At 69.5% G+C, this 20,858-nt stretch carries 21 protein-coding genes; 10 read left to right on the top strand and 11 right to left on the bottom strand.

Annotation, left to right across the window (positions count from 1 at the left end; translation table 11 throughout):
• Positions 1 to 3: 3 nt before the first annotated feature.
• The 9 genes from ABIB29_RS14350 (at position 4) to ABIB29_RS14390 (ending at position 7,651) form a co-directional block, all read left to right on the top strand.
• Positions 4 to 549: a DUF402 domain-containing protein gene (locus tag ABIB29_RS14350; protein WP_354173477.1), complete on the top strand. Its 546-nt coding sequence runs from the start codon at positions 4 to 6 to the stop codon at positions 547 to 549.
• Entirely contained in the window at positions 546 to 1,103 is a 558-nt protein-coding gene (locus ABIB29_RS14355) for a hypothetical protein (RefSeq protein ID WP_354173478.1), read from the top strand. The genes ABIB29_RS14350 and ABIB29_RS14355 overlap by 4 nt, the downstream gene beginning before the upstream one ends.
• A 68-nt stretch (positions 1,104 to 1,171) precedes the next feature.
• Positions 1,172 to 1,390, top strand: a complete 219-nt coding sequence (locus ABIB29_RS14360; protein ID WP_354173479.1) for a helix-hairpin-helix domain-containing protein — start codon at positions 1,172 to 1,174, stop codon at positions 1,388 to 1,390.
• Positions 1,391 to 1,513: 123 nt separating this feature from the next.
• On the top strand, positions 1,514 to 2,491 hold the full coding sequence (locus ABIB29_RS14365) for an aldo/keto reductase (protein WP_354173480.1): 978 nt from the start codon (positions 1,514 to 1,516) through the stop codon (positions 2,489 to 2,491).
• Positions 2,492 to 2,563: 72 nt separating this feature from the next.
• A complete protein-coding gene (locus ABIB29_RS14370) occupies positions 2,564 to 3,595 on the top strand; it encodes a nucleoside hydrolase (RefSeq protein ID WP_354173532.1) in 1,032 nt (343 codons plus the stop codon).
• 62 nt (positions 3,596 to 3,657) lie between these two features.
• On the top strand, positions 3,658 to 4,500 hold the full coding sequence (locus ABIB29_RS14375; RefSeq protein WP_354173481.1) for an ECF transporter S component: 843 nt from the start codon (positions 3,658 to 3,660) through the stop codon (positions 4,498 to 4,500).
• Positions 4,501 to 4,512: 12 nt separating this feature from the next.
• A complete protein-coding gene (locus ABIB29_RS14380) occupies positions 4,513 to 5,277 on the top strand; it encodes an energy-coupling factor transporter transmembrane component T (RefSeq protein WP_502915619.1) in 765 nt (254 codons plus the stop codon).
• Positions 5,274 to 6,791, top strand: coding sequence for an ABC transporter ATP-binding protein (locus ABIB29_RS14385; RefSeq protein ID WP_354173482.1), 1,518 nt, complete (start codon positions 5,274 to 5,276; stop codon positions 6,789 to 6,791). The genes ABIB29_RS14380 and ABIB29_RS14385 overlap by 4 nt, the downstream gene beginning before the upstream one ends.
• Positions 6,792 to 7,432: 641 nt before the next feature.
• Positions 7,433 to 7,651: a hypothetical protein gene (locus tag ABIB29_RS14390; protein WP_354173483.1), complete on the top strand. Its 219-nt coding sequence runs from the start codon at positions 7,433 to 7,435 to the stop codon at positions 7,649 to 7,651.
• 80 nt (positions 7,652 to 7,731) lie between these two features.
• On the opposite strand, the gene ABIB29_RS14395 is transcribed toward ABIB29_RS14390, so the two are convergent.
• From ABIB29_RS14395 to ABIB29_RS14435, 9 genes are all read right to left on the bottom strand, one after another.
• Positions 7,732 to 9,897, bottom strand: coding sequence for a 3-hydroxyacyl-CoA dehydrogenase NAD-binding domain-containing protein (locus ABIB29_RS14395; protein WP_354173484.1), 2,166 nt, complete (start codon positions 9,895 to 9,897; stop codon positions 7,732 to 7,734).
• Positions 9,894 to 11,135: a thiolase family protein gene (locus ABIB29_RS14400; RefSeq protein WP_354173534.1), complete on the bottom strand. Its 1,242-nt coding sequence runs from the start codon at positions 11,133 to 11,135 to the stop codon at positions 9,894 to 9,896. The genes ABIB29_RS14395 and ABIB29_RS14400 overlap by 4 nt, the downstream gene beginning before the upstream one ends.
• Positions 11,136 to 11,371: 236 nt before the next feature.
• Positions 11,372 to 12,781, bottom strand: coding sequence for an HRDC domain-containing protein (locus ABIB29_RS14405; protein ID WP_354173485.1), 1,410 nt, complete (start codon positions 12,779 to 12,781; stop codon positions 11,372 to 11,374).
• Positions 12,782 to 12,867: 86 nt separating this feature from the next.
• A complete protein-coding gene (locus ABIB29_RS14410; RefSeq protein ID WP_354173535.1) occupies positions 12,868 to 13,518 on the bottom strand; it encodes a DUF3000 domain-containing protein in 651 nt (216 codons plus the stop codon).
• 102 nt (positions 13,519 to 13,620) lie between these two features.
• A complete protein-coding gene (locus tag ABIB29_RS14415) occupies positions 13,621 to 14,709 on the bottom strand; it encodes a threonine aldolase family protein (RefSeq protein WP_354173536.1) in 1,089 nt (362 codons plus the stop codon).
• Positions 14,710 to 14,772: 63 nt separating this feature from the next.
• The gene (locus ABIB29_RS14420) at positions 14,773 to 15,531 is read right to left on the bottom strand and encodes an SDR family oxidoreductase (protein ID WP_354173486.1); all 759 of its coding nucleotides are present in this window, start codon (positions 15,529 to 15,531) and stop codon (positions 14,773 to 14,775) included.
• Positions 15,528 to 16,964, bottom strand: a complete 1,437-nt coding sequence (locus ABIB29_RS14425) for a DUF6421 family protein (RefSeq protein WP_354173487.1) — start codon at positions 16,962 to 16,964, stop codon at positions 15,528 to 15,530. The genes ABIB29_RS14420 and ABIB29_RS14425 overlap by 4 nt, the downstream gene beginning before the upstream one ends.
• Before the next feature lie 245 nt (positions 16,965 to 17,209).
• Entirely contained in the window at positions 17,210 to 17,722 is a 513-nt protein-coding gene (msrB, locus tag ABIB29_RS14430) for a peptide-methionine (R)-S-oxide reductase MsrB (protein ID WP_354173488.1), read from the bottom strand.
• A gap of 14 nt (positions 17,723 to 17,736) precedes the next feature.
• Entirely contained in the window at positions 17,737 to 18,225 is a 489-nt protein-coding gene (locus ABIB29_RS14435; RefSeq protein WP_354173489.1) for a hypothetical protein, read from the bottom strand.
• Between the two features lie 120 nt (positions 18,226 to 18,345).
• Between ABIB29_RS14435 and ABIB29_RS14440 the strand changes: the two genes are divergently transcribed.
• Positions 18,346 to 19,716: an alpha/beta hydrolase family protein gene (locus ABIB29_RS14440; protein ID WP_354173490.1), complete on the top strand. Its 1,371-nt coding sequence runs from the start codon at positions 18,346 to 18,348 to the stop codon at positions 19,714 to 19,716.
• A 65-nt stretch (positions 19,717 to 19,781) separates the two neighbouring features.
• Here ABIB29_RS14440 and ybaK read toward each other — a convergent pair whose 3' ends face one another.
• Positions 19,782 to 20,279: a Cys-tRNA(Pro) deacylase gene (gene ybaK, locus ABIB29_RS14445; RefSeq protein WP_354173491.1), complete on the bottom strand. Its 498-nt coding sequence runs from the start codon at positions 20,277 to 20,279 to the stop codon at positions 19,782 to 19,784.
• A 32-nt stretch (positions 20,280 to 20,311) separates the two neighbouring features.
• Positions 20,312 to 20,770: a SufE family protein gene (locus ABIB29_RS14450; protein ID WP_354173492.1), complete on the bottom strand. Its 459-nt coding sequence runs from the start codon at positions 20,768 to 20,770 to the stop codon at positions 20,312 to 20,314.
• Between the last annotated feature and the right edge of the window lie 88 nt (positions 20,771 to 20,858).

The following is a 20,858-nucleotide window of genomic DNA, read 5'->3' on the forward strand; positions in this document are numbered from 1 at the left end:
CCTGTGAGGACTCCTAATGGACTGGCGCCGGGCGACCTCGTGGTGTCCCGGAACCGGAAATGGAACGGCAAGGCCCACTGGGTGGTGCCCGGTACTTACCTCGGCGAGGATGACCACGGCTGGTGGATCTTCCAGGGAACCAACGAGTTCTGCTCCCGCCCGGGCGCGGCGTTCTACGCCGAATCCGATGCCGTGCTGCTGGTCCCGCGCTCCGGGGAGTACGTGGCCACGTTCTACGACGAGGCCCATCCCGCCGGCGTCCAGGTCTACGTGGACCTGGCGACCGGCCACGGCTGGAACACCATCCGGCCGGGTGTCACCGAGTTCCACCTGATCGACATGGACCTGGACGTGATCCGGACCGTGGACCGCGGAGTGTACGTGGACGATGAGGACGAGTTTGCCGGGCACCGGATCGAGATGGACTACCCCGCAGACGTGGTGGACCGGATCAGTGCCGCGTCGGATCAGCTTTACCAGGCCGTCAAGGCACAACAGCCACCGTTCGACGGTACCGACCGTGAATGGTTCAGGAGAGGACGGGCATGAGCGGGATTATCCGGGTTTACAAACGCAACGACGAAGGGGTCCTCGAATTCAGGGAGGCCTGGTTTGACGAGGATTACAGCCAGTTCGTGATGAACCACGGCATCGTCGGGCACCAGAGCAAAACCGACGAGACCGACGTCGCCGACGCCGCTGCCGCGGAAGGCCTGATGGATGCGTTCGCCGTGCAGTGCGCCGAAGACGGCTTCGCCGAGATCCCCGAGGACGAGCAGTTCTGGGTGGTGGCGCAGTACGCGCTGAAGACCAAGGACGGCACGGACCGCGACCGCTATCTCGAGGAAAAAGCCAAGGACGCCCTGATCAGCCACCTGGCCTGGCGCGGGCTCGGCATTGTGGACCGCTCCGAATTCTCCGACGCCAAGCTCAACATCTTCATCCTCACCCCGGACATCAACAAGGCCGTCAACGCGATCAAGGTCTGCATCCGCGGCGAGGACCTGGACTTCACCAAACTGAGCATCGGCGCCGCAGCCTTCGGCGAGACGTCCTTCAAGCTGAAGCACTCCCCGAAGCAGGCCAACAGCTTCACCCTGTAGTTCAAGGGCCAGTTCCACCTGCACGATTCACATCAGTTTTGGGGGACACCGACTGGAAGGGATTCCACATGGCGCCACAATCCGTTGAACCGGGCCGGACCCCGCTGCCGCGGGGGATCGCGGCTCCCGCCCGCCGGGCCCTCGCCCACGCCGGGGTGGAGACCCTGGAACAGGTGATGGCGCTTGGCCGCCTGGCCCTCAGCCGGATGCACGGCATCTGCCCGCGGACCCTGGCGCAGCTCGAGGATGCCCTGGACGAACGAGGGCTGGAACTGCCCGCCGGTTAGCCGGCGTCGGGCCCGCCGGTTAGCCGGCGTCGGGCCCGCCGGTTAGCCGGCGTCGGGCCCGCCGCACGGACCGGCCCCCGGACCTGCCGGGGAGCCGCCGCGGGCCGTTATAGGCTGAACCCCATGACTGAATACCGCCGCGTAGGAAATTCCGGACTGACCGTCTCCGTCGTAGGGCTTGGCTGCAACAATCTGGGCCGGTCCCATACGGCGACCGAGTCGCAGGAGGGGACCGACGCCGTCGTGCATGCGGCCCTGGACGCCGGAATCACCTTCTTCGACGTCGCCGACAGCTACGGCAAGGAGCCGGGCCTGAGCGAGACGATGCTGGGCAAGGCCTTGCGGGGCCGCCGCGACGACTCCGTCGTCGCCACGAAGTTCGGCCTGGACATGCGCGGGACCAACGGCATCGACTTTGGCGCCCGCGGCTCCCGCCGCTACATCATCAAAGCCGCGGAGGCCTCGCTGCGCCGGCTCGGGACGGACTGGATCGACCTCTACCAGTTCCACACCCCCGACCCGCTGACCCCGATCGAGGAGACCCTCGCCGCCCTCGACGATCTCGTCACCAGCGGCAAGGTCCGCTACATCGGCCACTCCAACCGCGCCGGCTGGCAGATCGCCGAGGCCGAATTCGTGGCCCGTGCCCGCGGGGGAGCACGCTTCATCTCCAGCCAGAACCACTACAACCTGCTGGACCGCCGCGCCGAGCTCGAGGTCACGCCCGCCGCCGAGGCCTACGGACTGGGGGTGCTGCCGTACTTCCCGCTGGCCAACGGCCTGCTCACCGGCAAGTACGGCAAGGGCACCGCGCCCGAGGGATCGCGCCTGAGCCACACCCGCACCAACCTGGTCCACGACGCCGACTGGGACCAACTGGCTGCCTTCAGCGCCTTCGCCGCCGAGCGCGGCCTGGACGAGATCCAGGTGGCGTTCTCCTGGCTCGCGGCCCAGCCCTCGGTCAGCAGCGTCATCGCCGGGGCCACCCGGCCCGAACAGGTCCGGCAGAACGCCGCCGCCGTGGCATGGATTCCCAGCGCCGCGGAACGCGCCGAACTCGACGACATCTTCCCGCGCACGCCCAAGGTCGCACTGTTCTAGATGGACCCGCTGTCACCGGGGGCGGCCGCCGGGTCCCGGGCCGGGGTGCCCGCGCCGGCGCAGAACATCCTGATGGACGTCGACACCGGCATTGACGACGCCCTGGCCCTCGTCTACCTGCTGTCCCGGCCGGAAGTCCACCTGCAGGCCATCACCTGCACGGCCGGCAACGTTGGTGCCCGCCAGGTCGCGCTGAACAACCTGGCGCTGCTTCAGCTGTGCGGGCGTCCGGGCGTTGAGGTGGCCATCGGCGCCGAAGTGCCGCTGGAAATCCCGCTGGTCACCACCGAGGAGACCCACGGTCCGCAGGGCATCGGCCACGCTGAGCTCCCGGCGCCCGCGCAGCAGATCTCGCCGCGCCACGCCGTCGATGTCTGGGTGGAGGAAGTCCGGGCGCACCCGGGGGAGATTACCGGGCTGGTCACCGGCCCGCTGACCAACTTTGCCCTCGCCCTGCGCCGCGAACCTGAGCTGCCCTTGCTGCTCAAGGGCCTCGTCATCATGGGCGGGAGCTTTTATTACCAGGGCAACACGACCCCGACGGCGGAATGGAACGTCTCGGTGGACCCGCACGCGGCCCAGGAAGTTTTCGCCGCGTACCGCGGCCTGCCGGAGGACAAACTGCCGGTGGTGTGCGCGCTGGAGACGACGGAGCGGATCGAGATGCTTCCGGACCACCTCCGGCGCCTGGGCGAGACCGCCGGGGCCGGGCCGGAACTGGTCCTCCCGGAGCAGCCCGAGGGGCTCCGCAGCACCTCAGCCAGCCCGCTCGTGGCCTGCCTGTCCGACGCGATCCGGTTCTACATGGAGTTCCACCGGCTCTACGATCAGGGCTACGTGGCGCACATGCATGACGCGTTCGCGGCCTGCGCCGCCGTCGGACGCACCCCGTTCACCACCCGCCTGGCCACCGTCGACGTCGAAACCCGCTCGCCCCTGCTGATCGGCACCACGGTGGCGGACTTCCGCGGGCTGTGGGGCCTGCCGCCCAACGCGCGGATCGTCTCCGCCAACAACCCGGAGCAATGCTTCGAGGAGCTGATTTCCTCCGTGGGCGCGCTGGCGCGGCGGGGCCTGTCCGCCGGGCCGCCCGCCGCTGGTTAGGATGGTAGCTGCGCCGAGGTGACATAGGCGGATGTTGCAGCCCCCACCGAAGGACCATCCCCATGTCACAGCAGTCCCTGACCCTCCCTGCCCCCGGAACCGGCCCCGGTGCCGGGTCCGCGAAGGCACGGCGCAACCGCCGCCTGCTCGAGCTCGCCGGTGCCGCCGCGATCGCGGCCACCTATGTTTTCCTTGTCCTCACCCAGCCGGCGGACATCGCCAACGGACCGGCCAGCTTCTCCGCGCTCATGGCCCTCGGCGGATTCCTGCTCGGTGCGGTCCTGCTCATTGCCGCGGCCCTTCCGGTTCTCCCCACCTCCACCCTGGTGCTGATGCCGGTGGCCCTGGTCCTGAACGTGGTCCTGGGCCAGCTCATGGGCACCACCGGGCTGCCGTTCTACTTCGACGCCATTGGCACCGTGCTGATCGCTGTCCTGGCCGGCCCGGCGGCCGGAGCCGCCACGGGCGCCCTGAGCAGCATCGTCTGGTCCTTCTTCAACCCCACGGTGCTGCCCTTCGCGGCGGGGGCGGCGCTGATCGGTTTCCTTGCCGGGCTGGCTGCCCGCAGCGGGCTGTTCCGCCGTTTCTACCTGGCACCCGTGGCCGGCTTCGTCACCGGCATCCTCGCCGGCGTCGTCTCCGCCCCGATCGCCGCCTTCGTTTTTGGCGGCACCGCGGGCCTCGGCACCGGGGCGCTTGTCAGCGCCTTCCGCGCCATGGGCGATACCCTGCTGGCAGCCATCACCAAGCAGGCGCTGATCTCGGACCCGATGGACAAGGCCATCGTCTTTGCCATCGCCGCCCTGCTGGTCTACGCGCTGCCGCGCCGCACCACCTTCCAGTTCCCCTTCGTGCGGCGCTTCCGGGTGCTTGCCGGGAAGGGGCCGGGAACGCCCGAAACCTGAAGCGGACACCCCATGCGTATGCCCTTCACCCTCCATCCGCTGACCTCGCTGACGGCGGCCGGCTGCACCGCGGTGATCACGACGGCGGCAGGCACCTGGCCGCTGTCACTCGCGGTAGCCCTCGCGGCTGTCCTGCTGGCACTGCGGGCGGGCGCCGGACGGCGGGTGCTGGTGACGGCCGCCGCGGTGCTGCTTCCCCTGGTCCTGTCCCTGCTGATGCTGCACGGGCTGTTCTTCCCGGAGGGCCGCACCGTCCTGGCGGCCTGGGGGCCCGCAAGGGTCACGGTAGAAGGAATGGCCTTCGCCTGGGAGGCTGGCACCCGCACGGGTGCCTGCGTGCTGGTGCTGCTGCTCTTCTCCTTCACCGTCAGCGCCCCCGACCTCGTCGCGGCGCTGGCCGCGCGGGGGCTGCCGCCGCAGTTCGGCTTCGTGCTGGCCTCCTCGCTCACCCTGCTGCCGGCCGTGGCGGGCCGGCTGGAACGCATCAGGGCAGCGCAGGAGGCGCGCGGCCTGGTGCTCCGCGGCGGGGCGCTGTCGAGGCTTGCAGCCGTACGGCTCCAGATGGTCCCCCTGGTGCTGGGCCTCATCGAGGATTCCGGCAGCCGTGCCCAGGCCCTCGAAGCCCGCGGCTTCGGCGGTCCGGGTCCCCGGACCGACTACCGCGAGGTCGCTGACCCGCCCGCCCAGCGCCGGCTGCGGGCCGCCCTGCTGCTGCTCACCGCGGCAGCGGTGGCACTCCGGCTCGGGGCCTCCTGGCCGGCGGCGGGGTCCGCATGACCCTCACTGATCCCACCACCACTATCGCTGCTGCCGCCGTGCTGACCGCCCGGATCGGCAGCTTCAGCTTCCACGGCGAGACAACCCCGGCGCTGCGCGACATCGCGTTCAGCGCCCGTCCGGGCACCCTGACTGCGGTCCTCGGCGGTTCCGGCAGCGGCAAGACCACCCTGGGCAAGCTGCTGGCCGGCTGGCACCGGCCCGGACAGTCCGGCACGCTCACTGGTTCGCTCACGCTGGCCGGGGAACCGCTTGAGTTCCTGGGCCGCGAGGATGACCCCCGGATCAATCCTTCCGCCTGGTCCAACCGGGTGGGCTACGTCCCCCAGGACGCGGCCGCCATGCTCTCCACGGTGCGCTCCACCGTGGCCGAGGAACTCGCCTTCGGCCTGGAAAACCGCGGCACCCCGCGGCACCAAATGCTCCGCGCCGTGGCGGGGACGGCGGAGCTGACCGGGCTCACAGCGTTCCTCGGCCGGGATCCCGCCACCCTGTCCGGCGGGGAGTTGCGCCGGCTGGCCATGGCCTGCGCCGTCATCCAGGACCCCGGGGTCCTGATCCTTGACGAACCACTGGCCTCCCTGGACGCGGCGGGAATCATCCAGGTCCGGGACCTGATCAACCGGCTCACCGGCACCGGGACCGCCGTCGTGGTGCTGGGCCAGTCGGCCGACGGCCTCGCACGCTCCGCCCGGCACTGGATCATCCTCGACGGCGGCACCGCCACCGCCAGCGGCCGGCCCCGGGACCTGATCCGGTCAGCGGAACTGGCCCGGACCGGGACCGTGCTGCACGCGGTCACCCACACGGTGCCCGCCGTCCGGGCCGCCGCGCCGGAGCCGGAGGCCGCGCCGGTGCTGGAGCTGGAACGCCTCGGGTTCGGCTATCCCGGGACGGGGGATGCAGCCGGGGAGCAGCTGCTGCGAAATCTGCGACTCGCGGTGCGGCCGGGGGAGATCGTGGCGATTACCGGCCCGAACGGGGCCGGCAAATCCACGCTGCTGCGCCACCTCAATGGACTGCTGCGACCGCACACCGGTGAAGTTCGCGTCCGGGGACAGAGCATCGACGGGACACCGACCGGCCGAATCGCTGCCTCGGTCGGACTGCTCTTCCAGCATCCCCGGGACCAGCTGTTCGAGCGGACGGTGCTGCGGGAGGTCAGCTTCGGCCTCCGGCGGCTGCACGGCAGGGACGCCGGCGCCCTGGCGCACGAGGCACTGGAGGCCGTCGGGCTTTCCGGGGACGCCCAAATCCACCCGGCAGAGCTGCCGGCTTCGAAACAGCGGCTGCTGGCCCTCGCCACGGTCCTGGCCCGGAGGCCGGCCGTCCTGGCCCTGGACGAGCCCACGGTCGGTCTGGACCGGCACGGCCTCGACCGGCTGGAGCACGCCATTGCCGCCGCGGCGGGCCGGGGCGCCGCCGTCGTGATGGTCACCCACGAGGCCTCCCACGCCCGGGCCACGGCGCACCGCATCCTGGAGCTCGACGGCGGGAGGTTGCGGGAAGTCTGACGGTCAGGGGGGGCTTGTGACCCTACCGGGCTGCCCGGCCGGTAACCAGGCATGGGGCCATGGGAACCCCGGCATACACCACCACCAATGCCATTGATCCGGCGTTGTGTTCTCCCACCTCCTGCTCCGGGGGCGGCGCTTGGCACGCCGTTTCCTGTCGGCGTATCTGGTGATCCTTCCGCCACTCCTCTACCTCCCTGACCTCCTGGCCGGCCCGGCCCCCGCCGGGATGCCCGAACGGGAGGTGCTGTTCTCTCCCGCCAGCGCCGCCGTTGTGCTTGCGGTCGCCGCCACAGTGCTCATGTGGCTGCCGCCGGCCAATGCGTATATTGCCCGCGGCGGTGCGCGCACGCTGGAAGTGGACGGCTCAGAGGCCGCGTCCGGCCGCGTGCCGTCAGTCGTGACGGCCGCGGCCTGGATCCTGGTTGTCTCCGGTGCTGTCGCCGCGCTGGAGGCGGCGCTCGGCCTGCTCCTGCTGACAGAGAGTGTAGGCTCTGACGCCAACACGATTCCGGCCCTGGTGCTCTTTCTGACTCTTGCCGTGGTGGCTGTGGTGAACCTCGCCTGCGCCAGGGGGGGGCCGGCGTGGAAAGCGGTCCGTCCGGCCCGTCCTCACGGTCATCTCCCTGGCGGGACTCGTTGTGGTCGTGCTGGCCACGGTCGCCGCATTTTCGTCCGCATCCGCCGGCAGCCGCCCGGCCGCGGGCGGCCTGCCGGCGGCGATCTTCCTGACGATCTTCTCCCAGGGGCTGCCGGTCCTCGGTGGCCTGGCCGCTGCGGGACTCATTTGGCTGCCCTCCGCCCGGCGGCACTTCCGCCGCAGCGCGGCGGTTCCACCGGCCGGCACCACCGGATCCTGACACGGCAGCGCCCCCGCCCGCACTCGTCAGGAGTGCGGGCGGGGGCGCTGGTGGCAGGCTCAGACCCGGTTGGGGCCCGGTTATGCCGCCGGTTCGGACGCCACGCCGGGCGCCAGGAACTTCTTGCCGTTGACCCGCTCGGAGGCTCCGACCCGGTCCAGGTACGGGGTGATGCCGCCCAGGAACATCGGCCAGCCTGCCCCGAGGATCATGCAGAGGTCGATGTCCTCCGGCCCGGCGACCACGCCTTCGTCCAGCATCAGCCCGATTTCCTGGGCCAGGGCATCCTGCGTGCGGCGCAGCACCTCCGCCGAAGTGGACGGGCTGGTGCCGAAGGACATCAGCGCGAGGGTCTCCGCCGGGATGGCCGGCTGGCCGGCGCTGACTGAGGCCGGATCCCAGATGGACTTCACCCCGTTGTCGATGAGCGCCTGCAGGTTTTCCGACACCTGGAAACGGTCCCCGAACGCGGCGTGCAGGGATTCCTGGACGTGCTGCGCGACCGGCAGTCCCACCATGGCGCCAAGGACGAACGGCGTCATCGGCAGTCCCATCGGGCGCAGCGCGTTGTCCGCCACCTCAGCCGGGGTGCCTTCATCGAACGCCGCCGTGACTTCGCCCATGAGGCGGAGCAGGATGCGGTTGACCACAAACGCGGGAGCGTCCTTGACGAGCACGGCGGACTTCTTGAGGCCCTTGGCGAGCTCGAACGCGGTGGCCAGCACGGCGTCGTCGGTCTTGGGGGCGCGGACGATTTCCAGCAGCGGCATCACGGCCACGGGGTTGAAGAAGTGGAAGCCCACCAGGCGCTCCGGATGCTCCAGGTCCTCGGCCATGGCGGTGACGGACAGCGAGGAGGTGTTGGTGGCGAGGATGCATTCGGCGGAAACGATCGCCTCGACTTCCTTGAAGACCTGCTTCTTGACGTTGAGCTCCTCGAACACCGCCTCGATGACGAAGTCGGCGTCGGCGAAGGCTTCCTTGGACACCGATCCGGTGACGAGCGCCCGGGTCCGGTTGGCGGCGTCCGGGCTGATCCGGCCCTTCTGCAGCAGTTTGTCCACCTCGGCGTGCACGTAGCCGACGCCCTTGTCCACCCGGGCCTGGTCGATATCCGTCATCACCACGGGCACCTTGAGCTGGCGGGCGAAGAGCATGGCGAGCTGGCTGGCCATCAGTCCGGCTCCCACGACGCCGATCTTGGTCACCGGTCGGGCGAGCTTGCGGTCCGGGGCGCCGGCGGGGCGCTTGGACCGGCGCTGCACGAGGTCAAGGAAGGCGTAGACGGTGGAGCGGAACTCGTCGGTCTGCATCAGGTCCGCGAGCGTCTCGCATTCCAGCTCCGCGGACTGGGCCTGGGTCAGCGTGCGGTTGGCTTCCATCACCTCGAGGACCTTGGCCGGCGCCGGGGAGCCGTTGGAGGTTTTGGCCTCTACGAACGACCGGCCCGCGGCGATGGCACCGGCCCAGCGGGCCGCGACCTCCGGCTCCGCGGGGTTGACGGCGTTGGCGCGTTCCGGGCTCACGGCACCCGCGATGACCTGCGCGGCCCAGGCGACGGACTGCTCGACAAAGTCGGCCGGCTCGAACATGGCATCCGCCATGCCCAGCTTGAACGCCTGCGGCCCGGTCAGCGTCCGGTTGTTGCTCAGCGGGTTCTCGATCATCACCTTGACGGCGTTTTCCGGTCCGATCAGCCGCGGCAGGATGTACACCCCGCCCCAGCCGGGGATGAGCCCGATGAACGCCTCGGGCAGTGCCAGCGCGCCGGCGCCGGTGGACACGGTGCGGTAGGTGGACTGCAGGGCGATCTCCAGCCCGCCGCCGAGGGCGAGGCCGTTGATGAAGGCGAAGCTGGGGACACCCAGGTTTGCCAGCGTGGCGTAGACGTCGTGGCCGAGCTGGGCCATCCAGAGGCCGTGTTCGCGGCCGCTGATGGACTTGACCGTGGACAGGTCCGCGCCGGCGACCAGGAAGTAGGGCTTGCCGGTGACGCCGACGCCCACAATCTCGCCGCGGGTGGCGCGCTCCTTGAGTCTTTCCAGCACGATGCCGAGCTCGATCAGGGTCTCCGGGCCCAGGGTGGTGGGCTTGGAGTGGTCCAGGCCGTTGTCCAGCGTGACCAGGGCGAAGGTGCCGGGGCTCTTGCCGTCGACCGCCGGCAGTTCGATGTCCTGGACGTAGGAGTGGGTGACCGTCTCATTCGGGAAGAGGTCGGCAAGCTTGCGGAAATCGGCGGCGCTCATACTGCGGCTCCAGTCTCGGTGGTGGTGGATTCGGTGCCGTAGTCGGCGTGGTGCGGGTTTTCCCAGATCACGGTGGCGCCCATGCCCAGGCCGATGCACATCGTGGTCATGCCGAAGCGGACCTTGGGGTCCTCCTCAAACTGGCGCGCCAGCTGGTTCATCAGCCGAACGCCGGAGGATGCGAGGGGGTGCCCGACGGCGATCGCCCCGCCGTAGCGGTTGACCCGGGGGTCGTCGTCGGCGATGCCGAAGTGGTCCAGGAAGCTGAGCACCTGGACGGCGAAGGCCTCGTTGATTTCGAACAGGCCGATGTCCGCGATGCCCAACCCGGCATTCTTGAGGGCCTTTTCCGTGGCCGGGACCGGGCCGATGCCCATAACTTCCGGTTCGACGCCGGCGAAGGCGTAGCTGACCAGGCGCATCTTGACCGGCAGGCCCAGTTCCTCGGCGGCGTCGGCGGAGGCCAGCAGGGCAGCGGTGGCGCCGTCGTTGAGTCCGGCGGCGTTGCCGGCGGTGACCCGGCCGTGGGCGCGGAACGGGGTCTTGAGCGTCGCGAGGTCGTCCACCGAGGTGCCCGGCCGCGGCGGCTCGTCCACCGTGTTCACGGTCCAGCCCTGGCCGGGTTTCATCGTGGCGACGGGCACCAGGTCCGGCTGGATCTGCTCCCGGGCGTAGGCGGCCGCGAGCTTGTCCTGTGAGGCGACGGCGTAGGCGTCGGTGCGGTCCTTGGTGATGGCGGGGAAGCGGTCGTGCAGGTTCTCGGCCGTGTTGCCCATGTTCAGGGCCGCCGGGTCCACGATCCGTTCGGACATAAAACGCGGGTTGGGGTCCGCGCCTGCGCCCATCGGGTGGTTGCCCATGTGTTCCACGCCACCGGCAATCACGACGTCGTAGGCGCCGAAGCCGATGCCGCTCGCCGTGGTGGTCACTGCGGTCATGGCGCCCGCGCACATCCGGTCGATGGCGAAGCCCGGCACGGTCCGCGGCAGTCCGGCCAGCAGGGCGGCGGTGCGGCCGATGGTCAGGCCCTGGTCGCCGGTCTGTGTGGTCGCCGCGATGGCCACTTCGTCGATCCGCCCGGCCGGCAGGGACGGGTTGCGGCGCATCAGTTCGCGGATGCATTTGACCACCAGGTCGTCGGCGCGCGTTCCGGCGTAGATGCCCTTCTCTCCGGCGCGGCCGAACGGGGTGCGGACGCCGTCGACAAAGACGACGTCGCGGACGGCGCGGGGATTCACGGCGCGGGGATTCGCGCTGCTGTTTCGTCCGCTGCTGTGATTTCCACTGCTGGGGGGCTGGCTCACGTGTTACTCCTCATCGAGACATGGGTGCCGGCTCCGTGCCCCGGGCGCAAAAGCAGGGGCAGCAGGGACCGGCCGACATCAAACAACATGTTACTCGTCAGTAACATAGCTGGCAAGGAGCCCGGTGGCGCGCCGCCGGGGAGGAGTTCCGTGAGCCGGAGCAGCCGTGCCTAGTGCGCTGTGTCCGGTGCTGCGGCGGCTGCCGTGCCGGAAGATGTGGCTGCGGCAGTTGTTGACGCCACGGATTTGGCTTCCTTGGCGGGCAGCGGCTGCGGGTTCTGGAAGGCCTCGGCGATCAGGGGAGCGACGAGTTCGATCTGCCACTGGCGGGCCCCCAGGTTCGCCAGTTCCTCGGCGATGCCTTCCTCGCTGCACTCGACCGGCGGACGCCAGGAGACGCGGCGGAGGTAATCCGGCGTCAACAGGTTCTCCACCGGCATGTTCAGCTCCTCGGCCCTGGCCTGCAGCAGCGGCCGGGCGGTGGCGAGCCGGGCGGCGGCCTCCGGGTCCCGGTCGGCCCAGACCCGAGGCGGCGGGGGAGCATTGGTGGGCAGGTGCAGGGGAGGCAGATCCTCCAGGGCGCGGGCGGTGCTGATGCAGCGCAGCCACCGCGGCGCCTCGCGCTGGGCCGCGCGGCCGTGGAAGCCCTTGGTGCCCAGCAGCTGGGGCACGGTGCCGGGCATGGCCTTGGCGGCGGCGACGAGGGCGGAATCGGGGATGAGCCGGCCGGGAGCGACGTCGCGCTTCTGCGCCAGCGAGTCGCGCTCGAGCCACAGTTCGCGGACCGCGGCGAGCTGGCGCCGGTCGCGGATCTGGTGCAGTCCGGAAGTCTTGCGCCACGGGTCGACGCGGGGCGGTGCCTGTCCAACCTCGAGGATGGCGGCGAATTCCTGTTCGGCGAAGTCCAGCTTGCCGTCGGCGACGAGGAGCTCAATGAGTTCCTCGCGCAGTTCGGTGAGGACCTCGACGTCGAGCGCGGCGTAGCGCAGCCAGGGTTCCGGCAGCGGCCGGGTGGACCAGTCGGCTGCGGAGTGTTCCTTCGCGAGGCCAAAGCCGAGGAGCTGTTCGATCACGGCGGCGAGTCCCACGCGGGGAAGCCCGGCGAGCCGGGCGGCGAGTTCGGTGTCAAAGAGTTTGTCCGGCCACATGCCGAGTTCGGACAGGCAGGGCAGGTCCTGGCTGGCCGCGTGCAGGATCCATTCGACGCCGCGCAGGGCGTCGTTGACGATGCCCAGGTCCCCGAAGGGTTCGGGATCGATCAGCCAGGTGCCGGACCCTTCCCGGCGGATCTGGACCAGGAAGGCGCGCTGGCCGTACCGGAAGCCGGAAGCACGCTCGGCGTCCACGCCCGCGGGACCGTGGCCTGCGGCGAGTGCCGCGGCGCAGCGTTCCAGGCCGGACTGCGTTTCAATGACGAGCGGCACGCCGTCGCGGGGGGCATCGAGGTCGATGATCTCGGGGACCAGGCTGTCGAAGCCGTCCACCGCGATGTGGGCTGTGGTGTCAGCCGCCTCTGTTGTGCTTTGAACTGTGTTGGCGGCCGCGCCCGCCGTGGTGATTTCCGGAATATGAGGGGTCATGATGACTTCAGTTTACCGACAACACGGTGTTGTAGGCCGCGCCTGCGCCAAAACGAGGCGGGTTCCCCGGGTGTGCGGGTCCCAACTCAGGCCTGTCCGCGGCGCCAGCGCGGCAGCGGCGTGACGCCTTCGGGCAGCGGGGGAAGACCGGCGAAGGTGCAGACCATGTCCGACCAGGCCTCGAGGTGGGAGGTGATGTCGGGCGTGGCCGGAGTCCAGGATGCCCGCAGCTCGATGTCGATCGAATTGGGCCGGTCCGCGAGGGTCCCGAAGCTTTCGGAAAGCACCCGCGTCGCGGTGCCGCCGGCCGAGCGGTACGGTGCCGCGTGGTTTTCGAGGGCTTCGACGAGCCAGGTCCAGGCGACGGAGCCAAGCATTTCGTCGTTGCCCATTTCCGGCTCCAGCTGGGCGCGGATGTAGGTGACGACCCGGAACTCGCCCTCCCAGACCGCGGAGCCGTCGGGATCGTGCAGCAGGATGAAGCGGCCGGTGGCCAGTTCGACGTCGTCACTTCCGGAGGCACGTGCCAGGGCCGCGGCTGCGGGGCCGTGGACGGCGCCGGAGGGTGTCGCTTCACCGGGGGCGACAACTTCGGCCCCGAGGGCGACGGCGAACGGTGCCAGCCGCGCGGGCGCCGGGATTTCCTCCAGGCGCAGCTCACTGCGGGTTCGTGCCTGCCGAAGGGTTCCCAAGGCAAAGCGAAAATCTGCCGGAACCTGGTCGAGTGCGTTCACAATGGAAGATTATGCAAGGGGTGCGCCCAAGCCCGGCAGGCTCGCCGCCGCTGCCCGGTCCGGCTTGCGCCGGGTCGGGCAGCGGCGGCTGTCCTGCCTCGAGGGTCAGCCGGCAGCGAGCTCGCGCCTGATGGCGGCGATGAAGGAATCAACGTCGTCCTCGGTGGTGTCGAAGGAGCACATCCAGCGGACCTCGCGGGCCGCTTCGTTCCAGTCGTAGAAACGGAAGGACTCGCGCAGCCGGTCCGCAACACCGGCCGGCAGGATCGCGAACACACCGTTGGACTCGGTCTTCTGGCTCAGTTCGACGCCGGGGATGGACTCGACGCCGGCCCGCAGCCGGGACGCCATCGCGTTGGCGTGCGAGGCGGAGCGCAGCCACAGGTCGCCCTCGAGCAGGGCAATGAACTGGGCGGACATGAACCGCATCTTGGAGGCCAGCTGCATGTTCATCTTGCGCAGGTAGATCAGCCCCTGGGCTGCGGCCGGGTTCAGTGCCACCACGACCTCGCCGAAAAGCAGGCCGTTCTTGGTGCCGCCGAAGGAGAGGATGTCCACGCCGGCGTCGCGGGTGAAGGCCCGCAGCGGCACGTTCAGGTGGGCGGCGGCGTTGGCAAGCCGGGCGCCGTCCATGTGCAGCGTCATTCCTTTGGAATGGACATGCTCCGCGATGGCGCGGACTTCGTCGGGGGTGTAGCAGGTGCCCAGCTCGGTGGTCTGGGTGATGGACACCGCCAGCGGCTGGGCGCGGTGTTCGTCGCCCCAGCCCCAGGCTTCCTTGTCGATCAGCTCGGGGGTGAGCTTGCCGTCAACGGTGGGGACCTGGAGCAGTTTGATGCCGCCGATCCGCTCCGGGGCGCCGTTCTCGTCCATGTTGATGTGGGCGGTCGACGCGCAGACAACGGCGCCCCAGCGCGGCAGCAAAGACTGCAGCGACAACACGTTGGCGCCGGTGCCGTTGAACACCGGGAAGCATTCGATCCCTTCGCCGAAGTGCTCTTCCATCAGCTGCTGCAGCCGGGCGGTGTAGTCGTCCTCGCCGTAGGAGACCTGGTGGCCCTCGTTGGCGGCGGCCAGGGCCGCCAGCACCTCGGGGTGGACGCCTGAGTAGTTGTCCGAGGCAAAGCCCCGGACCGAGGGATCGTGGAGCCGCACAGCAGTGCTGGCAGGGGCAGTTTCAATTGTGCTTGTCATCTCTTTGCTCACGCTTTCAGTCTAAGGAGGTCCGGACCCCAGGGCTAAGCACAGGGTTCAGGCTCAGGGCCTGGACTCCGGGCTGAGCAGCAGCCGCCGGCCGTTCAGGTCCGCCGCGGGGGAAGTGAAGAGCCCGACGGCGGCAGCCGCCAGTTCCTCCACATCGGTGAATCCGGGAAAGTTGCGTTCCGGGGACTTCGCCCGCATGGCCGCGTCCACGAGGGCCTTCACCACGAAGACCACCGCGGCGCTGCGCTGTTCCACGGGGTCTTGCTTAAGGCCCGCCTGACCGCGGTGGAAGCCGTCGGCGACGGCCAGGGTCCAGGCTTCGGCGGCGGCCTTGGCGGCCGCGTAGCTGGCTCCGCCCGCCGTCGGCGTGCCCGCGGCGGTGGAGGAGACCATGGCGAACCGCCCGGCGGCCGAGGCGGCGAGGTCGTCGTAGAAGACCCGCGTGACGTTCCGCAGCGTCGTGATGGCGCCGCGTTCCAGGAATTCCCAGTCCTCGTCGCTCTGGTCCGTGATGCCCTTGGCGCCGCGCCAGCCGCCGACCAGATGGATGACGCCGTCGACGGAGCCGCCCGTTTCGCCCAGCCGGGCCTGCACGTTGGTGTACAGCGACCGGACCGCCGCGAGGTCCGCAAGGTCGCACACCAGCGGCGTGACGCCGCTGCCGGCTTCCGCGGCGGCCCCCTCAATCCGGGGTTGGTCGGAGCCCACGGTGAAGACCGTGTGCCCGGCGTTGCGCAGGGCGCGGGCGGCGGCGATCCCCGAAGGGCCGCTGCCGCCCGTGACCACAACGTTCAGGGGGCGTCCGGTGCTCATCCGGCGTTCATGACGGTCATTGCCGCGTCGGCTGCTGTGCCGGCTGTGTTTGCCGTGCCGGCGGAACCCGTGTCGGATGTGCCGGTGATGCCGGCCGTGGACTCGATAACGGGGCGCATCTTCTTCTCGAGTGCCTCGTAGAACATCGAGAGCGGGAACTCGTCGTCGAGCACCTGGTCGGTGAGGCCGCGCGGCGGACCTGCCAGCGGCAGCGCGTCCGGACCCTTGGCCCAGACGGAGGCCGGGTTGGGCGTAACGGTGCCGGAGATCAGCTCGTAGGCGGCCAGCCAGTGCGCCATCTTGGGCCGATCGATCGAGCGCCAGTAGAGTTCCTCGATCCTGGCACCGAGTTCAACCACGACGTCGGCGGCCCCGTCCCAGTCGATGCTGAGTTTGCTGTCGGTCCAGTGCAGGACGTGGTGCTGGTGCATCCAGGCGAAGAGCAGCTGGCCGCCGAGGCCGTCGTAGTTGCGGACCCGGCTGCCGGTGATGGCGAAGCGGAAGATCCGGTCGAAGATGACGGCGTACTGGACCAGCTTGGCGTGCCGGCGGGCCTCGGGGTCGGCGTCCTCGTCCTTTTCGATCTTTACGGACTCGCGGAAGGCGGTCAGGTCGCAGCGCAGTTCCTCGAGGGAGTAGAGGAAGTACGGCATGCGCTGCTTGATCATGAACGGATCGAAGGGCAGGTCGCCGCGCATGTGGGTGCGGTCGTGGATGAGGTCCCACATAACGAAGGTTTCCTGGGTCAGCTCCTGGTCCTCGAGCAGGCTGGCGGCGTCTGCCGGCAGCTGCAGCGAGGTGATGTCCGCTGCGGCGCGGAGCACACGGCGGAATCGGGCGGCCTCGCGGTCGGCGAAGATGGCGCCCCAGGTGAAGGTGGGGGTTTCCCGGACGGCGACGGTTTCCGGGAACAGCACCGCGGAGTTGGTGTTGTAGCCGGGGGTGAAGTCGAGGAAGCGGATCGGGACGAAGAGCTTGTTGGAGTATTCGCCCTCCTCCAGGCCGGCGATGAACTCGGGCCAGATGACCTCGATCAGCACGGCCTCGACCAGGCGGTTGCTGCTGCCGTTCTGGGTGTACATCGGGAAGACCACGAGGTGCCGCAGGCCGTTCACCCGGTGCTGCTGCGGCTGGAACGCCTGCAGGGAGTCCCGGAAGTCGGGAACGCCGAAGCCGCCGTCGGCCCAGCGGCTGAAATCCGCCACGAGCAGGGTGAGGTACGCGGCGTCGTGCGGGAAAGCCGGGGCCAGGGCCTCGATGGACGCCGAGATCGTGCGGACATACCCGGCGGCCGCCTCGTGGTTGGCGGTCTCCGGAACGGAGCCGTCCTGAACCTGGAGTGCCTGCAATGCGGTGGCGGCAGCCTTGAGCTGCAGCCATTCCGGGGAGCTGGCCGAGATCGGGGCAGTGGTGGTGATAGCGGTGGTGGTCATCAGCGGGCGCCTTTCTGTGTGCTGGGAGCGTCGCTCGTCAGTGATTAAAACGAGCGTAGCAAGCAAACAGGAACCCTAATGCAAAATCAGCCTGAGCATAAGAAAGTCTGTGGCAAGTGGACTGCGCGGCCCGGGCCAGCTCCAGCGCCGGCAGGGCTGGCCCCCGCAAAGGCAGAGGACCCCCGCCGGCGCCGCTGTTGCGGCTCCAGACGGGGGTCCTCGGGGTCATCCGGCCCGGCGCCGGGCTACTGGCCGGCGTCGTCCGTCGAGACCAGCTTCAGTGAGACGGAATTGATGCAGTAGCGCTGGTCAGTCGGGGTTCCGTAGCCCTCGCCCTCGAAGATGTGGCCCAGATGCGAATCGCAGTTGCCGCAACGGACTTCCACGCGTTCCATCCCCAGGGTGCGGTCGTGGATGTACTTGACCGTGCCTTCCGCGAGCGGGGCCCAGAAGGAGGGCCACCCGCAGTGCGAGTCGAACTTTTCCTGGCTGGTGAACAGCTCCGTGCCGCAGGCGCGGCACTGGTAGACCCCCGCGGTGTGGGTATCCCAGTACTCGCCGGTGTAGGGCCGCTCGGTGCCGGCCTGGCGGAGCACACGGTACTCCTCCGGGGTCAGTTCCTGGCGCCACTGCTCGTCGGTCCTTTCCGCCGGCGAGGTGCCAAGCGGTGCGGTCTGGCGTTCTGTGGCGCCTTCGGCATCGGACCCGGCGGGGGCGGTGACGGGCGTGACTTTTGGCCTGTTACTAAAGATGCTCATAGCCTCAACAACGCTCAGGAGTCCCCGATAAATCCCGATCCGGCGTACAGATGCAGGACCGGCAGGCCCAGCTTGTCCTGGGCCTTGGTGGCCCAGTCAGTATGGAAGGTATCCGCGACGGCATGCGGGCGGGTGATCACCACGGCCTGCCCGGCGCCGAGTTCCTTCACCTTGGCGACCATGCCGTCCACGGCCTTGCCGTCGACGATTTCGCCGGTCACGCCGCCGCCGAGGCCGGCCAGGGCCGCCAGGGAAGCGGCCAGGGTTTCAGCGGCTTCGGCGCGTTCCCCGGCAGGGTCGGAGTGTGACGTCAGTTCACGGAAGGCCTTGGAGATTTCCAGCAGGGACAGGTTCTCCAGGAAATCCACCAGGAGGTGCCGCTCCGTGCTGGCCGGAACCAGGACCACCAGCGGTGCATCACCCCCGGCGAGCAGGGTTTCGATGTTGACGCGGTCGTCCGCGCCCAGGGGCTCTTCTGTCAAGATGACGATTGGATCACTCATGCCCCCAGCCTAGTCGCGCGCCGGTGGGCCCGCACGGATTGGAGCCCGTGTGCCCGCCGCCGGGAGCCCCTGAGGCCCACGGATGCCACTCTGGGCGGTGAGTTCGGTAAGAATGGTGCCATGGCTTCTTCCTCACGCCTCCTGCCGGACCCGCAGCTGATCCCCACCGTCCGTGGAAAAGCTGCCCGCGCCGTCGCGGACTCCACCAGCGAAGTTTCGGTCCCGGGCAGTGCCAAGTGGGCCCTGGGCGGCATCATCGGCGGCAGCGCCGCGGCCGGGCTGCTCGCCGCCGGTTCCTCCGCCCTTGCCCTCTATTTCGCCCGACGCGTGATCACGCCCGCCCGGGTTCGCGAAGAGGACCAGGAGATTCTCGCAGTGATCCGGGGCGGGCACCGGCTGCAGGTCATCCTCGCCGCCACGCCCGAGGCGACGGTCGAGGGCGTCTACGGATTGTTCTTTGACGGCGGCCGGGGACACGCCAGGATCGGCCGGATCGTCTCCTATTCACCGGCAGAGCGCACCGTGCAGCGCGAAGTCGAGGCCGTCTACAGCGGCGACCTCAGCAAGACGCGCCGCGGATACTGGAGCGGAGCCGCCCACCCGGACCCCGCCAGCATCGGCATGCCGTCGGAGGACGTGGACATCGAGGTCGACGGCGGGACCGCCCCGGCGTGGCTGGTCCGGGCACCGCAGGAATCCGGTATCTGGGCGATCATGGTGCACGGCCGCGGCGCGAGCCGGCAGGAATGCCTGCGGGCGGTCCGGACGGCGCGGGAACTGGGCATGTCCAGCCTGCTGATCAGCTACCGCAATGACGGCCTGGCGCCCTCGGCGCAGGATGGACGCTACGGACTGGGCTCCACCGAGTGGCGCGACGTTGAGGCAGCCATCGGCTTTGCCCTGGATCAGGGCGCCCGTGAAGTGGTGCTCTTTGGCTGGTCCATGGGCGGCGCCATCTGCCTCCAGACCGCCGACTTGTCGCGGTATCACCACCTGATCCGGGCCATGGTGCTCGACGCCCCGGTCATCAACTGGGTGAACGTGCTGGCACACCACGCCGAGCTCAACCGGATCCCGTCCGCGGTGGGCCGGTACGGGCAGCTCATGATGAGCCACAGGCTGGGCCGGCGGCTGACCGGCCTCGCCGCCCCGGTGGACCTCAAGGCAATGGACTGGGTGTCCCGTGCGGTGGAACTGCGGACGCCCACGCTGATCATCCACAGCGTGGACGACGAATACGTGCCCTATGGCCCGTCCGCTGCCCTGGCCGAGAAGAACCCCGAGATGGTCACCTTTGAGAGGTTCGACCGCGCAAGGCATACCAAGGAATGGAACGTGGATCCGGAGCGCTGGGAGCGGCTGGTCGCGGCCTGGCTGGGGCAGCAGATTGCGCCCCGCCCGAATCCAGGCCAGCAGGATCCGGAGGCACCTGCCCCGGAGGCGTCTGTCCTCGAGGAACCGGCCCCCGAGGCGCCTGTCCCTCCGAGCTGACACCCCGCGGCAGCGTTCATCGATAGCGTTGCTGTGCGGCATTTCCCGGTGTGTCGGGGACCCGGTTAGTTCCTCACGGTGCCGATCCGCGCCGTGTGCGCCCCGGTGAGCCGGATCAGTTCGGCCGGGCTCAGCTCGATTTCCAGTCCGCGCCGCCCGCCCGACACCAGGATGGTGTCCAGGCCCAGGGCGCTGTCATCCACAACCGTGGGGGAGGGCTGCCGCTGCCCCAGCGGCGAGATGCCGCCCAGCACGTAGCCGGTGCGGCGCTCCGCGGCGGCCGGGTCGGCCATGGTGGCCTTTTTGCCGCCCAGTGCGGCGGCCATCGCCTTGAGGTCAAGGTTCCCGCTCACGGGCACGACGCCGACGGCAAGCCGGCCGTCGACGTCGACCATCAGGGTTTTGAACACCCGGGCCGGATCGACGCCGAGCACCTCTGCGGCTTCCAGTCCGTAGCTGGCGGCCGCGGGGTCATGGCTGTAGGGGTGGGCAACGAAAGGAACCCCGGCGGCCGCCAGTGCTGCGGTGGCCGGGGTTCCCTGTGAAGCTTGTTTGCGTGCCATTCTGCCTGAGTGCCCGGGTGGCTGAGTGCCTGTCAGGGCTGCTGCGGGAGGGCAGCAACCTGGCGCTTGATCCGCCCCAGCATGGCGGTCATCCCGCGCATCCGCAGCGGAGTGATGGCCCGCGTGAGGCCCAGCAGCTCCGGCATGTCGTCCGGAACGGCCAGGATCTCTGCCGGGCTCAGTCCGTCCAGGCCCTCGTGCAGCACGCTCGCGAAGCCGCGCGTGGTGGGAGCTTCGGGCGGTGCCTTGAAATAGAGCCGGACGCTATCGGCAGCGCCGCCGTCGGACTGTTCCGTTTCGATGGTCAGGAACAGCGGCGACTGGCACTCGACCACCTGCTCCATCAGCTCCGGGTGGTCCTTGAGCCGGTCCGGGAGCTCCGGGAGCTCACGGGAGAACTCCAGCAGCAGCTGGAGCCGTTCGGGTTCGGTGACGGCCTGGAAGTCGTCAACAATTTCCGCCAGTGCGGTGGGGAGGGCAGCAGTATTCATCTCTTCCAGCTTACGCACGCGCGGCGATTGTGTCCCGCCCGGGGCCTGGTGGTGGCCGGCGGCCAGGTGTCGAAGGGCCTGGAGGCGG

The sequence above is a fragment of the Arthrobacter sp. UYEF36 genome, from assembly GCF_040547025.1.
Lineage (GTDB): Bacteria > Actinomycetota > Actinomycetes > Actinomycetales > Micrococcaceae > Arthrobacter.

Coding starts and splice junctions, on each gene's coding strand:
- ABIB29_RS14375 (WP_354173481.1), top strand. CDS start 3,658: ATGTCACAGCAGTCCCTGACCCTCCCTGCCCCCGGAACCGGCCCCGGT.
- ABIB29_RS14395 (WP_354173484.1), bottom strand. CDS start 9,897: ATGAGCGCCGCCGATTTCCGCAAGCTTGCCGACCTCTTCCCGAATGAG.
- ABIB29_RS14355 (WP_354173478.1), top strand. CDS start 546: ATGAGCGGGATTATCCGGGTTTACAAACGCAACGACGAAGGGGTCCTC.
- ABIB29_RS14365 (WP_354173480.1), top strand. CDS start 1,514: ATGACTGAATACCGCCGCGTAGGAAATTCCGGACTGACCGTCTCCGTC.
- ABIB29_RS14380 (WP_502915619.1), top strand. CDS start 4,513: ATGCGTATGCCCTTCACCCTCCATCCGCTGACCTCGCTGACGGCGGCC.
- ABIB29_RS14370 (WP_354173532.1), top strand. CDS start 2,564: ATGGACGTCGACACCGGCATTGACGACGCCCTGGCCCTCGTCTACCTG.
- ABIB29_RS14405 (WP_354173485.1), bottom strand. CDS start 12,781: ATGACCCCTCATATTCCGGAAATCACCACGGCGGGCGCGGCCGCCAAC.
- ABIB29_RS14385 (WP_354173482.1), top strand. CDS start 5,274: ATGACCCTCACTGATCCCACCACCACTATCGCTGCTGCCGCCGTGCTG.
- ABIB29_RS14360 (WP_354173479.1), top strand. CDS start 1,172: ATGGCGCCACAATCCGTTGAACCGGGCCGGACCCCGCTGCCGCGGGGG.
- ABIB29_RS14435 (WP_354173489.1), bottom strand. CDS start 18,225: ATGAGTGATCCAATCGTCATCTTGACAGAAGAGCCCCTGGGCGCGGAC.
- ABIB29_RS14450 (WP_354173492.1), bottom strand. CDS start 20,770: ATGAATACTGCTGCCCTCCCCACCGCACTGGCGGAAATTGTTGACGAC.
- ABIB29_RS14420 (WP_354173486.1), bottom strand. CDS start 15,531: ATGAGCACCGGACGCCCCCTGAACGTTGTGGTCACGGGCGGCAGCGGC.
- ABIB29_RS14440 (WP_354173490.1), top strand. CDS start 18,346: ATGGCTTCTTCCTCACGCCTCCTGCCGGACCCGCAGCTGATCCCCACC.
- ABIB29_RS14425 (WP_354173487.1), bottom strand. CDS start 16,964: ATGACCACCACCGCTATCACCACCACTGCCCCGATCTCGGCCAGCTCC.
- ybaK (WP_354173491.1), bottom strand. CDS start 20,279: ATGGCACGCAAACAAGCTTCACAGGGAACCCCGGCCACCGCAGCACTG.
- msrB (WP_354173488.1), bottom strand. CDS start 17,722: ATGAGCATCTTTAGTAACAGGCCAAAAGTCACGCCCGTCACCGCCCCC.
- ABIB29_RS14415 (WP_354173536.1), bottom strand. CDS start 14,709: ATGACAAGCACAATTGAAACTGCCCCTGCCAGCACTGCTGTGCGGCTC.